Raw genomic sequence first — 12,897 nt, forward strand, 5'->3', positions numbered from 1 at the left:
AACCTCATGCAAATCGATGCACTGGCGCACAACACCCTCACGACCGCGCCCAATAATGGCCCCTCCACCGTGGCTCCCGCCGACGTAGAGGCCTTCAGCCAGGCCTTGTTCGGTCGAACCCAGGAAACGCCCGAGCTGTCCGCCCTCACCCGGTTGCAGGAAACATCTCAAACCGTAAACAGCGCCCTGACGAACGCCAAGCACGCCGCACTTGATAATCCGATGAAAATGCTTTCAATACAGTCTCAGATGCTGCATTCGATTTTTGAGGTGGATCTGATTGCCAAAACAGCGGGCGGCCTCACCCAGGGCATCAACAAACTGGTCAGCATGCAATGATGAGTCACCTGTCTCGGCTGGGTTGTGTCAGCGTATTGGCGCTCATGCTGCTTGGCTGCAAAATCGAGCTCTACACCGAGCTCTCTGAAGCAGAAGCCAATCACATGCTGGCGCTGCTGTTGCTGCGCAACATCGATGCGAGGAAAGAAACCACCAAGGGTGGGGGTGTCACGATCAAGGTCAACCAGGCCCAGTTCGTCAACGCGGTCGAGCTGTTGCGTCAGGACGGATTGCCCCACAAGAAAGTGGCCACCATGGAGGATCTGTTTCCCTCGGGGCAGTTAGTGACGTCACCCGTTCAAGAACATGCCAAGATTCTTTACCTTAAAGAGCAGCAGCTGGAAAAGATGCTGCAAGCCATGGATGGGGTTATCATTGCGCAGGTGTCGATTGGCGAGGGCCTCAACCAAAACCCGCGCACGCCCTCAAAGCCCTCGGCCTCGGTGTTTGTCAAATACAGCCCCGAACGCAATCTGCTGAACCGCGAGATGGCGATCAAAAGCCTGATCCATACCAGCGTGCCCAACTTGCCGATCGAGAGCATCAGCGTTGTCTTGCAAGCGGCTGATTACCGATACAAACCCCGCACGCAAGAGGACACCGACCCACAGGACGCGCCATGGGGCTGGCTGGAGCGCAACCGCCTGCTGCTGACTGCCCTGCTCGTTGCCCTGGGACTGGCCTTGGCCAGCGTCTGTTTCAGAAAATGGTTCAAGACTCAAACCCCATGAGCCACACCGCCATCACGCCCGAGCTCCAACAGTTGCATCAATTGGCTTATACCCCCGGCACCTGGATGAACGACGCCTGGTGGACGCACTTGGAACTGACAAGCTGGCAAGCCAGCTATCATCGCTTCGCCGCCTGCCGCCCCTCCATCAATCGGCTAATCAACCAACGCCGCGCGCTGCGCTGGAGCACGCTGCCTGCCAGCCTCACCCCTCAGCAACAGGCCCTGCTGACCCTTGAGCCCCACTTTATCCGGCTCATCACTGCACTTGGCCTGGTGGCGCTTAACAGCCCTGATCACCTGCTGCTAAAATCGTACCGTCAAGCGCTCATGCCCCGACTGGATCAGCATCACTGTAACCAATTATTGGGGCTGCACCAGGGCTGGAGCAATGCCCAGCAGCCGACGCCGGCCGACGCGCTCGCCAACGCCGCCCTCCAGGCCGGCGCCCGGTGGTGGCAACGCGACGCCACGCCCTGTCCCGTGACGGACATGCTCAATCTGCACCTGCCCCCGACCCGCGAAGTGGTGGTGTCGCAGGCAGACAACGCCGTCCATTGGCTAATCAAGATCGGCCGTTTCCTATGACTCAACTGACAATCCCGTGCATTTATTTGCCTGGTAGTTCTCCCCATATGCAGTTCATCCCCGCCGTGGAGCTGCAAGAGCACTTCAGTGCCGCGTCCGCGCTGGCCCAGGCCCACGAGGCGTGCGAAGCCCTGTACCAACAAGCCCAGATGGCGCTGGAGCACGCGCAAGAGGAGGCCGAACAGATCCGCCAGCAGGCCTATCAACAAGGCATGCTCGAGGCCGCGCAAGCGTGGGCTGAGCAGCATCAGGCACTGATCGATCAAACTCTGGAATGGCACGTCAGCCAAGCCCGACTGGAAACCACGCTGGCCCAGCACCTGGATAAGCGCATCCGCGCGTTGGTGGCAGTGGTGCTGGAGGAATTTGTCGGCGAGCAGCTCGCCGCCGACCTGATGGTGCGACGTATCCAACAACGCCTGGGGCGCTTCCTGAATGAGGGCGCTATTACCCTGCGAGTGTCCGACACTTGGCAAACACGGGCCAGAGAGCACTTTGGCGCCTACCCGCACGTGCGCGTTGTCAGTTGCGCTTCGCTCACGCCGGCGCAGGCCCAGGTGCAGACACCACTGTTCACTTTGCGCATTGACCTTGATCAGCATCTTGACTCACTGCTGTCGCGCTTAAGACAACCTCCGAACGAGCCTGGCTGCGATGATTATCAAAATAGATCCCTTGAGCCCCAAACCGGTCACTGCCCTGCAACCTGCGCTTCAACGCCCCCTCACCGGCGCGACGCAGATTCTTCCTGCGCAATCGGTGCTTGACCTGGCCCGCAGTGAACTCAGCGGCCAGCCCCTGGACCGGGCGGCCGATGCACTTTTGGAAACTCAGGAAAACCTCGGAGTTGCTCTTGGCGCGCGGCGCATTCCCACACGCGTGAGCAACGATGGTCGAATTGAGCGCCCGCGTGTCCGCAGCCTACTTCAACAAATGGCCAAGAATGTCCCAGCCACCGCCAAAACCGACGAATTACGCCGGCACCTCTCAGGCCTGGAAGAGGTTTCCGAGATCATCGAAACCTTGGAGCGTGAAGGCCACGATGCCGGCGAAACGGCCCTGCTGCTGGCCTCGTTACTGGCCGACGAAAATCTCGCTAGCGCGCGCCGTGAACAGCTGGAAAAGGCACTCTGGCGGGTGACCGCAGAGGATGACTGGGCCCTGAAACTGTTCGGTCGGCTGGAGCTGGGGCCCGCCAGTAAAAGCAGTTTCCAACAGCTCAAGCAGCTGTATCAGCGCGCCACGTCCCGTCGTCCACGCCTGGTCCAGTGGTTCGAAGAGTTTCGCCAGCTGGATGACCGCCAACGTAAGCTCAAAGCCTTGATCCGCACACTCGCCTTCGAGCTCTCGGCCGAAGGTCCTGCGACCGGCAGCCAGCTAGGCGCCGTCATCAGCGACCTGAAGCGCATCATGCTGTTTCTCGGGATGGAAGATCACTGCCATCGCGCCGCGCGCACCCTGGACATTGAAGGGCTAGACGGCGACGCCCTTGTCCAGACCCTGCTGGAAATCATTCAGCAACCGTGGATGCAGGCCGACTGGGTCACCGAGCACACGCAGCAGCACGTCCCTGACAACAACCGGCACCACGCCTATGTGCAGCAAATGCTTGAACTGGTGAAGTTGATGACCGATGAATGCTTTGAAGACGCCGAACAACGCATCGCCATCATCGATGCGCTCTATGAGTGCCGCGAAACGTTGTCGGACAAGGGACTGTAAATGATCAGAATCCTAGAAAAACCGCAGCGTTCTAACCACCCATGATCACTACACAGCGTATTGTGCCAACGCAAGGAGCGGAGTGCCTGACTTGGCCTTCGATGACAGCGGCCTGTGTCAGCTCAGACTGGATAACCTCAAACTGGCTCTCTATGACAACCACGCTCTGCATTGTCTAACACTGCTCTGCGAGTTGCCGACCCTGTGGACACATGCGTCCGATCCCGCTGCTCAGTCTCGATTAGCACTCACCTATCAGTTGAAGGCCCTGCACGAAGACACGCCTATCCTGGGGCTGAACTCGCCCGGCAACACCTCGGTGGCCATGCAGCATTTACCGCTCACTCATCTGTCCATCGAGCGCTTGAGCCAAGCCATCGGCGCGCTGATCGACTGCACCACCTAGACCTGACAAGCCCACACTGCCACCCGCTCCGGCGGCAATCGGGGTCACGGTCGACTTGATCATGGTCGCCCCAACATGGTTTATCTCAAAACCATTACCACCTGAACGAGAGGAAATGGTTTTTACGCACGAACCAAAATGGTAATGGAGGCGGGAACAGTGTCTTTCGCACGCGCGTTCGTGACCCACACGCCTTCCGGTCGATAGCAGGTACCTAACCCGACGTACGTCAGTAAGCGGAACGTGGAAATCCCGTATCGCTCCCCTCGGGGACAGCCATTTGCAAAAACGGCCCATGGCGGTGCGGGCGAAGGAACGAGGAAAAAGCGAACGCCATCCTGTAACGGGCTGGATAGAAGTTGAAACATCACTTCACGCGAAAGCGGGCAGACGTCCTCATGGTCTCTCTTCACAAGAGAGTATGTAGAACCCTTTCAACGGAGGGAGGGCAAATGAACGCAGCAGCATTGGCGTGTGCACCTTCCGGCACGTCGTGGGACGGCATCAACTGAGCCGACGCTCAACGTCGAGTCAGAGGGCTGCAAGCGCGTATTGTGAAGGCTGTACAAGACGGCATGCATAACAAGGCTAAAGCCCTGCAATGGCTGCTGACTGACTCGTTTAGCGGCAAAGCATTGGCCGTGAAACGGGTGTCTGAAAACAAAAGCAAAAATACCCCCGGGGTGGACAAGGTCACTTGGAATACACCGGGGGCCAAGATCTGTGCGATAGCGTCATTGAGGCGGCGAGGCTACTCGCCGCTTCCGCTTCGGAGAGTGCTTATTCCGAAGAAAAACGGCAAGACGAGACCTCTCGGAATTCCCGCGATGAAATGCCGGGCCATGCAGGCGCTCCATTTGCTGGCTCTGGAACCGAGAGCGGAAACCACCGCCGACCCGAACTCTTATGGATTCAGGCCGGAACGTTCAACTGCGGATGCCGCCGCACAGTGCTTTGGTGTGCTGTCACGAAAAGCAAACGCGGAGTGGGTGTTAAAGGGCGACATTCAAGGCTGTTTCGACAATATCAGCCATGACTGGTTGATCGCCAACATTTCCATGGATAAGGCGATTTTTATCCGCGAACGGTAATGAAGGTTATTTTCTACACTTTCCAGTGACTCATGGGGCGAGCTTCCAAGCGCTGCCAGTCAACGCCGGTGATCAGCCAGCGCCATTGAGCCTGGGTGCGTGTGAAGGCTTTATCGCCTTCCTCTGGCCAGACAAAAGCACCATCATGCAAACGTCGCTGACTTAGCCAGACGCCGGTTCCATCCCACTAAAAGTTTGAGGCGGTTACTTCGGCGATTACGAAAGGCATAGGCGGTGCCGTCGCACGGCGAGTTCCCCAGCGCGTGTTGAACACGTGCCGAAAGGCCATCAATACCAAGGCGCATGTCCATGGGTTCAAGTATCAACCAGACCTGTGTCGGCAGCAGCATCAGAGCATCTCCTGAAACAAGTGAGCCAACCACGCCGGCTCCACCGCGCGGGGCAATACCAATTCCCAGCCGCTTGGGTGGCGTAGCAGCAAGTCACTTGTTTGGGCAGGTTCCTGCACAGCTATGGGTACCAGCGTCAGCGTCTCGTTTCCCAACTCTCGACTTCGAAACCAATAGCCAAAAGACTTGGTGTTGAGTTGGTGCTGCTCACAGTAGGCGACTTGCGTGAGCCCACTGCTGCGCCATGCCTGGACATGTTCAGCCCAGAATGTGCGCCGGGCAGTGAGTGTGGTGGGTGGTTTCATGTGTGCTCCTTTTTTGGAGAGTACAGCGTGGCGAGTGGAGGTAGGGAATTACAGGTGGCTGGGATGGAGGCTTACGGTCAAACGACCATTCCGCACGGTAAAGGAAACCCACGAGACGTTGTATCACTTCCACAAGCCCGAAACCGAAGCGCAGGCCAACGAATGGCTTATGCGCTACCTGGTGCACACTTACAACGTGCAACGCCATCGCTATGAACCGCATTCACGAATCGAGGACTGGCAGTCCAATCTGCCGAGTGAAGGCATTCGTGAAATGTGTACCTGGGAGCAATTCTGCCGTTTTGCCCGCGAGCCCGAACGGCGCAAGGTGGGTATCGATGCACGGGTGTCGGTGGATGGCACCGCTTTTGAGGCGGAGTCGGACATGGCAGGAGAGTCCGTGGTGCTGCTGTGGGGGCTGTTCGATAACGAACTGTATGCCGAGTTCGGTGGGGACGATTCGGGCCTTATTATCCGGTGTCCGGACCGATTCCACTGCATCGGTATCGAGCGTTCAAACGTGGCAAAGTCGAGGAACGATCCGATCGCATCCGTTCGCTGGCCGATCAGTTGGGATTACCCATCGCAGCGCTGGCCGGTAACGATCTGCGATTGACTCCATCCGCGGTTCTCGTGGAATTGCCACGACAACCCTTCGATGCCGATGTTCACGAGTATCAATTTTCCAGCGTTATCGCCGGCAAGCTGGCCATTGCCGATGAACTGGCGCAGCCGTTATCCAAACTATCGCTTAAAGATCGAGATTTCATCCACCAGGTACTGAATGAAAGCCTGATGCGACGTATTGTCCTGGAGCGCATTAGGGCCTATTTCCGCCATAAAAAAGCAGGAGAAGAATATGCGCATTGAAGTGATGCAGCACTACGGACTGTCGTTACCCCTGAATCAGGCCGGTTATTTTGAGACAGGCCATCACCAGCGGCTGATCAAAGACATCAAGGGCGCAATCTTCGAAGGCCGTCTGATTGCACTCTGTGGCGTAGTCGGCAGTAGATAAACCGTGATGTTGCGCCGCCTTCAGCAGGTGATGGAAGACGAAAAAGAAAATCACCAAGTCACCCGCGATCGAGAAGCACAGCATCAAACTGGCGATCTTCATCGCAGCGCTTTACTACGATCTGTCCACGGAAAAACAGGTTCGTATTCCGCAAGATGAAAGCGAGAGCGTGACTTGCGCGAACTCGTGCGCAAGAGCAAACGCCGGTGGCCCTGTTCGTGGATGAAGCCCATGATCTCAGTGGCGACACGCTGACAGGGCTCGTTTGATGGAGTAGTTGAGGACGGCGAAGGACGGCTGTCCGTGGTGCTGGCCGGCCATCCCAAGCTACGCAACGATTTACGACGTCCGACCATGGAAGAAATCGGGCATCGGACCGACATTTCTTCACTCGACGGCATTACTGGCAGCCAGCGCGAATACATTCACTGGCTACTGGAAACCTGCACACAAGGCACGGTCGAGACTAAGTCGATTCTGACAGAGGACGCGATCGATCTGCTGGCCAACAAACTGCGCACTCCGCTGCAAATACAACTGCACTTGAGCCTGTCCTTGGAAGCTGGCTACCTGACTGGCGAAGAACGGGTCTCGGCGGAGTTGGTGGAACCGGTGCTGTCACAGCAACTGGATGACCTGGAGCCAACCCTGATGCGCCATGGCTACCGTATTAAGGACTTGGTGGAGCAATTCGACGCCAAACCCGCCGAAATCAAAGCCTTGTTAAGCAACCTACTTGATCCGGCACGGACAGCCGAGCTTCGCGATAAAATGTTGGCCGCCGGATTACCTATCTAAGCCTTTTTCGTTGCAATTAACGCTGGTCTACAGCGATGCAATGCAGGTAGACACGGATGCATGCTGGTTCATTCGCAAATAATTCCGGTCCGAGGGGGCGGATAGACGCAACTAATGCTGGTCGAAAAACGCGTTGATTGCAAGTCGGCGGGGTTCAAATACAGGTCACTAGCTGTCTATACTTTTACATTTTTTAATACAAACTGGAATGCGGTGGCCAAGGTCGCATTTCACTCAGAAAATTTTCCTCGTTTCTCTCATGGAGAGACGGTAATACGGCGAGATGATTATACCTGGATGGTGCAACAACCATCTCTAAGTTATTTCTATTCTCTAGATGGTTACTGCCGCTATCAGCTTGTAACAACCGCTTGTCGCCGTTTGGGTCACCGTCCGACGACTCTATTCCCCAAGCCACGTCCTTACCAACTTGGAAGCCGTCAAAATTCTTAGCATAGACCCTGACGAGCTCTTGAATACCACGTTCCCCATCGTGACGGGGTGTGACATCGTAATGGGGAGGTTGCGGATCTCCGGCTTGCGTAGAGGCGTCTGCGTAGTCAAGTGCTTTTTCCGGCGAGAGCGCAATGTAAAAACCGCTACCTCTGGCTTGTCCATCACCGGAGCCGCAGAATTTTTGATTCAATCCGGTTTCGCACATGCTACGTAGATTGATTTTGTTGGTACCGTGGTAGCCAATGAATTGGTAGCCAGCCTCCTGCAGTGCATGATCAGCATCTCGGATATGGTCAATTGCGCGGTTATCTGCAACATCGCCGAATCCCAACTTCCGCACCACGTTTTGCGGTATTGCTAAGTCGTCTCTGACTTGAGTCGGGCAGAGCAGAGGCAGGCAGGTTGGCGAAATTTTCATAAGTGGATTCTCGTTTGGCAGCATCGCGGGTCTTGTTGTCGTTGGACCACTTTTCACTGAAATAGATATTGTCGACACCGACTGGCTAGTGAACCTAGTCAAATTGTGGAACACCATTATACATGGACGCGATACTGAGCCCGCTGCGTAGCGAAGGTTATTCACTGCGTCCAGAGGATGGGCACGTTTGTCGCCGTTCAGTCACGAACACATCAATATGCTCAGGCGCTATGCGTTTACAGTACCGGTTACCTGACTGGCGAGAACCTCGTCTCGGCGTAGCTTTGGAGTTGATGCTGTCGCGTCATGGATACAGTATTTAAGACTTGGTGAAACAATTCGATGCCAGCCCCCCCCCCCCCCGAAATCAAAGCTTTGTCAGCAACGTGCTCAACTCGGTTTGGGGTACCGAGCTACGTGACAAAATACTGGCCGCGGTGTTACCGATCTGAGCTCCGTCAGTCGCACCTAATGTCGGTCGGCCCGTTGGATTGCAGGCCGAACCCGATAAATGCAGGTTCATTCGCACTTGATTCCGGTTCGAGGGGGCGGATAGACGCAATTAATGGTATCCGCTCCACGAACCCCACATTCCAAGCGAATAGCTGACAACGGATGCTGTGCTCCCGATTTCCATCAGGAGCCCATCACCATGATGCGTCCCAATGCCAGTGTTGAAAAAGTGTACCTCTACCCCAAACCGGTGGACTTTCGAAAGTCCATCGACGGCCTGGCTGCGCTGGTCGAACTGGATATCAAAGTCGCGGTGTTTGACCCCGTGCTTTTCGTTTTTCTGAATCGCCACCGCAACCGCGTCAAGGTGTTGTATTGGGAGCGCAACGGCTTCTGCCTTTGGCTCAAGCGTCTGGAGTCCGAGCGGTTCAAAACTTCACCCGATGAACTGGATGAGGCCATCGTGCTGACGGTGCAAGAACTGAACTGGTTACTGGATGGGTTTGACCTCTGGCGCAACCGCCCGCACAAGGTTTTGACTCCAAGGTTTGTTGCTTGACGGGTATAATCCAGGGCATGCGACCATTGCCCGAAAATCTTCCTGACGATCCCGTACTGCTCAAACAGATGCTGCTTGAGAGTTACGAAGCACGCTCGCGCGAGCAGGAAGTCAAAGACGCTTACGCCACCCACATTGTTGATCTGAAAGAACAGATCAAGCTGTTGCGTGACCGTATCTTCGGGCGCAAATCCGAGCAGACGGTCGAGCCCAACACGCCGCAACTGGCACTGTTCAACGAGCCCGAAAGCGAGCCGATGCCTTCAGTCGGCGACGCTGATGAAGAAGTCGTTGCTCCGACTCTACGCCGTGGTAAGCGCAAACCCTTGTCGGCTGATCTGCCGCGTATCGAAGTCATCCACGAACTGCCCGAACACGAACTGACCTGTGCCTGCGGTTGCCGCAAGCATGTGATCAATGAAGAAACCAGCGAACAGCTGGACATCGTGCCGATGCAGATCCGCGTGATCAAACATATCCGCAAGGTTTACGGCTGCCGTGGCTGTGAAACAGCGCCGGTCACCGCCGACAAGCCCGCTCAGTTAATCGAAAAGAGCATGGCCAGTCCAAGCGTGTTGGCGATGCTGCTGACCACCAAGTATGTCGATGGCTTGCCGCTGCATCGTTTTGAAACGGTGCTAAGCCGACATGGCATAGAAATCCCCCGCCAAACTCTGGCCCGCTGGGTTATCCAGTGCGGCGAACATCTGCAACCGTTATTGAATCTGATGCGCGAGCGGTTGCTGGAAAGTCCGGCCATCCACTGCGATGAAACGCGCGTCCAAGTACTCAAAGAGCCGGATCGAGACCCGACCAGCCAATCCTGGATGTGGGTGCAAGCAAGCGGCCCGCCGGATCGCAAAGTCGTGCTGTTCGACTACACCTCCAGCCGAGCGCAGGACGTACCGTTGCGTCTGCTGGAAAGTTATCGCGGCTATGTCATGACCGACGATTACGCAGGCTATAACGCGCTGGCGTTGCAACCGGGCGTGGAACGTCTGGCGTGCATGGCTCATGTACGTCGCAAGTTCGTGGAAGCACAGAAAGTGCAGCCCAAGGGCAAGACCGGGCGTGCCGATATCGGGCTGACGATGATCAACAAGCTGTATGTCATCGAGCGTGAGCTGAAAGACGTCAGCGACGAGCAGCGATTTATCGGCCGGCAGGAAAAGAGCTTGCCGATCCTCGCCCAGTTGAAAAGCTGGCTGGATAAAACGCAGTCCCAAGTGACACCGCAAAGCGTGCTGGGTAAAGCGGTTAATTATCTGGCGAGCAACTGGCTTCGGCTGGAGCGTTACGTTGAAGCTGGTTTTTTACCTATCGACAACAACGCGGCGGAGGTGCGACACGAAGTCGCTTACAGAAGTTGTTCCCACTTGGAGGGAACCACCCGTGTCACCGGGTGAATCTAGAAGGCTGAATCAAGAGCGCTTTCGACAATGTAACGAGGCACCGCAAGGTGCGGGGTACTAATCGTGAGAGGCGTACTCTTCTGGCAGCCATGGCCGGACAAGGGCTAGATAGTCGGTACGGTGAACACATGTGAACCTGCGTAAAGATCGTTAAATTGAACGAGCGGAAATGGCTTATACGCTCGAACCAAAAGGTAGCGGAGGTGGGAACAGCGTTTTTCTGCACGCGCGTTCGTGACCCACAGGCCTCCCGGTCGATAGCAGGCACCTAACCCGACGTACTTCAGTAAGCGGAACGTGGAAATCCCGTATCGCTCCCCTCGGGGACAGCCATTTGCAAAAACGGCCCATGGCGGTGCGGGCGAAGGAACGAGGAAAAAGCGAACGCCATCCTGTAACGGGCTGGATAGAAGTTGAAACATCACTTCACGCGAAAGCGGGCAGATGTCCTCATGGTCTCTCTTCACAAGAGAGTATGTAGAACCCTTTCAACGGAGGGAGGGCAAATGAACGCAGCAGCATTGGCGTGTGCACCTTCCGGCACGTCGTGGGACGGCATCAACTGAGCCGATGTCCAACGTCGAGTCAGAGGGCTGCAAGCGCGTATTGTGAAGGCTGTACAAGACGGCAGGCATAACAAGGCGAAAGCCCTGCAATGGCTGCTGACTGACTCGTTTAGCGGCAAAGCATTGGCCGTGAAACGGGTGTCTGAAAACAAAAGCAAAAATACCCCCGGGGTGGACAAGGTCACTTGGAATACACCGGGGGCCAAGATCTGTGCGATAGCGTCATTGAGGCGGCGAGGCTACTCGCCGCTTCCGCTTCGCAGAGTGCTTATTCCGAAGAAAAACGGCAAGACGAGACCTCTCGGAATTCCCGCGATGAAATGCCGGGCCATGCAGGCGCTCCATTTGCTGGCTCTGGAACCGAGAGCGGAAACCACCGCCGACCCGAACTCTTATGGATTCAGGCCGGAACGTTCAACTGCGGATGCCGCCGCACAGTGCTTTGGTGTGCTGTCACGAAAAGCAAACGCGGAGTGGGTGTTAGAGGGCGACATTCAAGGCTGTTTCGACAATATCAGCCATGACTGGTTGATCGCCCACCTCCCTATGGATAAGGCGATTTTGCAGAAATGGCTCAAGGCCGGTTATGTCTATCAGAATCAGCTATTCCCCAGCCACGCCGGAACCCCGCAGGGAGGCATCATATCCCCGGTGTTGGCGAACATGGCGCTGGACGGGTTGGAAGCGATGCTGGCGAAGAGGTTTCCCAATGCAAAGTGGACAGCCCGAAAAATGCAGATGGTGCGTTATGCAGATGACTTCATCATCACTGGCTGTTCGAAAGAGTGGCTGGAGAATGAGGTCAGACCTGCGGTGGTTGAGTTCCTGGCAGAGCGTGGACTTGTCCTCTCTCCGGAAAAAACCAAAATAACGCACATAGGGGACGGGTTCGACTTCCTCGGATGGAACTTGCGCAAGTACAACGGCAAGCTCCTGATCAAGCCATCGAAAGCGAACATCAGGGCTCACCTTGCCAAGCTCCGGGAAGTGATCAAGACCAACAAGTCGATCAAGCAGGTCAATTTGATCGGGCTGCTCAACCCGATTTTACGGGGATGGGCGAACTATCATAGCCACGTGGTCGCCAAAAAAGTCTTCAATCAGGTAGACAGCGAAGTCTGGACAATGCTCTGGCGCTGGGCGGTGAGGCGGCATCCGCGCAAAGGTGTCCGATGGGTCAAGGACCGATACTTTAAAGTCCAGGGATCCCGTCAGTGGGTGTTTTCCACCGTTGTAAAACACGCTGGGGGAAAGGTGAAGGAACACACCTTGCGGATGGAGTCGGATACGCCAATCGTGCGGCACATCAAGATCAAAGCGGCCGCTAATCCGCATGACCCCAACTGGCACGAGTACTTCGAGTCCCGCTGGGGCAAGAAAATGCTCAAATCAACGAAGGGACGGGCGAAGCTGTATCGCGTCTGGCTACAGCAAGGCGGCCTATGTTCTGTTTGTCATAAGCCCGTTACTAAAGATACGCCGTGGCATAGCCGCCACGTCGTGAAACGGGCTCATGGAGGAACGGACGCGGCAGTCAATCTTGAAATCTATCACCAGCGCTGCCCCAGAGATCAGCAGTTCGCCAATGTTAAAGAGGTATAGCCGGGTACTTAATAGTGCCTTTGTAGAGGCTTGAGCCGTGTGCTGGGAAACTCGCATGCACGGTTCTTAGGGGGTTGGACGCGG

Annotated in this window: 11 protein-coding genes and 6 pseudogenes; 13 read left to right on the forward strand and 4 right to left on the reverse strand. The window is 56.0% G+C overall.

Translation table 11 applies throughout. From position 1 onward, the window contains the following. Positions 1 to 6: 6 nt before the first annotated feature. The 7 genes and pseudogenes from sctI to ACYZTX_RS00370 all read left to right on the forward strand — a co-directional run. On the forward strand, positions 7 to 339 hold the full coding sequence (gene sctI / locus ACYZTX_RS00340; RefSeq protein WP_462032493.1) for a type III secretion system inner rod subunit SctI: 333 nt from the start codon (positions 7 to 9) through the stop codon (positions 337 to 339). Beyond that, positions 339 to 1,070 (forward strand): type III secretion system inner membrane ring lipoprotein SctJ, encoded by a 732-nt coding sequence (sctJ, locus tag ACYZTX_RS00345; protein ID WP_462032494.1) that lies wholly within the window; start codon positions 339 to 341, stop codon positions 1,068 to 1,070. Before sctI ends, sctJ begins: the two co-directional genes overlap by 1 nt. Then, entirely contained in the window at positions 1,067 to 1,657 is a 591-nt protein-coding gene (locus ACYZTX_RS00350) for a type III secretion system domain-containing protein (RefSeq protein ID WP_462032495.1), read from the forward strand. Before sctJ ends, ACYZTX_RS00350 begins: the two co-directional genes overlap by 4 nt. A 47-nt stretch (positions 1,658 to 1,704) precedes the next feature. After that, positions 1,705 to 2,424 (forward strand): hypothetical protein, encoded by a 720-nt coding sequence (locus tag ACYZTX_RS00355; RefSeq protein WP_462032496.1) that lies wholly within the window; start codon positions 1,705 to 1,707, stop codon positions 2,422 to 2,424. After that, entirely contained in the window at positions 2,312 to 3,379 is a 1,068-nt protein-coding gene (locus ACYZTX_RS00360; protein ID WP_462032497.1) for a TyeA family type III secretion system gatekeeper subunit, read from the forward strand. Before ACYZTX_RS00355 ends, ACYZTX_RS00360 begins: the two co-directional genes overlap by 113 nt. Positions 3,380 to 3,461: 82 nt before the next feature. Next, positions 3,462 to 3,785, forward strand: a complete 324-nt coding sequence (locus ACYZTX_RS00365; RefSeq protein ID WP_462032498.1) for a type III secretion system chaperone family protein — start codon at positions 3,462 to 3,464, stop codon at positions 3,783 to 3,785. A gap of 452 nt (positions 3,786 to 4,237) precedes the next feature. Next, a pseudogene (locus tag ACYZTX_RS00370) lies at positions 4,238 to 4,858 on the forward strand (reverse transcriptase N-terminal domain-containing protein); the annotation flags it as partial. 31 nt (positions 4,859 to 4,889) lie between these two features. Here the strand turns inward: ACYZTX_RS00370 and tnpB (ACYZTX_RS00375) are convergent. Then, a pseudogene (gene tnpB, locus ACYZTX_RS00375) lies at positions 4,890 to 5,226 on the reverse strand (IS66 family insertion sequence element accessory protein TnpB). After that, complete coding sequence (tnpA, locus tag ACYZTX_RS00380; protein ID WP_462032499.1) at positions 5,226 to 5,531, reverse strand: IS66 family insertion sequence element accessory protein TnpA; 306 nt, start codon at positions 5,529 to 5,531, stop codon at positions 5,226 to 5,228. The pseudogene tnpB (ACYZTX_RS00375) and the gene tnpA overlap by 1 nt, the downstream one beginning before the upstream one ends. Positions 5,532 to 5,607: 76 nt before the next feature. On the opposite strand from tnpA, the pseudogene ACYZTX_RS00385 reads away from it, so the two are divergent. Continuing rightward, positions 5,608 to 6,401: pseudogene (locus tag ACYZTX_RS00385) on the forward strand (IS481 family transposase); the annotation flags it as partial. Between the two features lie 25 nt (positions 6,402 to 6,426). On the opposite strand, the gene ACYZTX_RS00390 reads toward ACYZTX_RS00385, so the two are convergent. Continuing rightward, positions 6,427 to 6,651, reverse strand: a complete 225-nt coding sequence (locus ACYZTX_RS00390) for a hypothetical protein (protein WP_462032500.1) — start codon at positions 6,649 to 6,651, stop codon at positions 6,427 to 6,429. Positions 6,652 to 6,852: 201 nt separating this feature from the next. On the opposite strand from ACYZTX_RS00390, the gene ACYZTX_RS00395 reads away from it, so the two are divergent. Continuing rightward, positions 6,853 to 7,347, forward strand: a complete 495-nt coding sequence (locus ACYZTX_RS00395) for a hypothetical protein (protein ID WP_462032501.1) — start codon at positions 6,853 to 6,855, stop codon at positions 7,345 to 7,347. 193 nt (positions 7,348 to 7,540) lie between these two features. On the opposite strand, the gene ACYZTX_RS00400 is transcribed toward ACYZTX_RS00395, so the two are convergent. Beyond that, positions 7,541 to 8,221: a poly(ADP-ribose) polymerase family protein gene (locus ACYZTX_RS00400; RefSeq protein WP_462032502.1), complete on the reverse strand. Its 681-nt coding sequence runs from the start codon at positions 8,219 to 8,221 to the stop codon at positions 7,541 to 7,543. Between the two features lie 85 nt (positions 8,222 to 8,306). Between ACYZTX_RS00400 and ACYZTX_RS00405 the strand changes: the two are divergent. From ACYZTX_RS00405 to ltrA, 4 genes and pseudogenes are all read left to right on the forward strand, one after another. After that, positions 8,307 to 8,477 (forward strand): annotated as a pseudogene (locus tag ACYZTX_RS00405) (Tn3 family transposase); the annotation flags it as partial. Positions 8,478 to 8,873: 396 nt separating this feature from the next. Continuing rightward, on the forward strand, positions 8,874 to 9,233 hold the full coding sequence (gene tnpB / locus ACYZTX_RS00410) for an IS66 family insertion sequence element accessory protein TnpB (protein WP_412041168.1): 360 nt from the start codon (positions 8,874 to 8,876) through the stop codon (positions 9,231 to 9,233). A 17-nt stretch (positions 9,234 to 9,250) separates the two neighbouring features. Continuing rightward, positions 9,251 to 10,573, forward strand: a pseudogene (gene tnpC, locus ACYZTX_RS00415) (IS66 family transposase); the annotation flags it as partial. A gap of 653 nt (positions 10,574 to 11,226) precedes the next feature. Beyond that, positions 11,227 to 12,813, forward strand: a pseudogene (ltrA, locus tag ACYZTX_RS00420) (group II intron reverse transcriptase/maturase); the annotation flags it as partial. Positions 12,814 to 12,897: the final 84 nt, after the last annotated feature.

The organism is Pseudomonas sp. MDT1-17 (assembly GCF_054898105.1).

Bases quoted from the DNA above. Each gene is read 5' to 3' on its own strand.
- sctI (WP_462032493.1), top strand. From the start codon at position 7: ATGCAAATCGATGCACTGGCGCACAACACCCTCACGACCGCGCCCAAT.
- sctJ (WP_462032494.1), top strand. From the start codon at position 339: ATGAGTCACCTGTCTCGGCTGGGTTGTGTCAGCGTATTGGCGCTCATG.
- ACYZTX_RS00350 (WP_462032495.1), top strand. From the start codon at position 1,067: ATGAGCCACACCGCCATCACGCCCGAGCTCCAACAGTTGCATCAATTG.
- ACYZTX_RS00355 (WP_462032496.1), top strand. From the start codon at position 1,705: ATGCAGTTCATCCCCGCCGTGGAGCTGCAAGAGCACTTCAGTGCCGCG.
- ACYZTX_RS00360 (WP_462032497.1), top strand. From the start codon at position 2,312: ATGATTATCAAAATAGATCCCTTGAGCCCCAAACCGGTCACTGCCCTG.
- tnpA (WP_462032499.1), bottom strand. From the start codon at position 5,531: ATGAAACCACCCACCACACTCACTGCCCGGCGCACATTCTGGGCTGAA.
- ACYZTX_RS00390 (WP_462032500.1), bottom strand. From the start codon at position 6,651: ATGAAGATCGCCAGTTTGATGCTGTGCTTCTCGATCGCGGGTGACTTG.
- ACYZTX_RS00400 (WP_462032502.1), bottom strand. From the start codon at position 8,221: ATGAAAATTTCGCCAACCTGCCTGCCTCTGCTCTGCCCGACTCAAGTC.
- tnpB (WP_412041168.1), top strand. From the start codon at position 8,874: ATGATGCGTCCCAATGCCAGTGTTGAAAAAGTGTACCTCTACCCCAAA.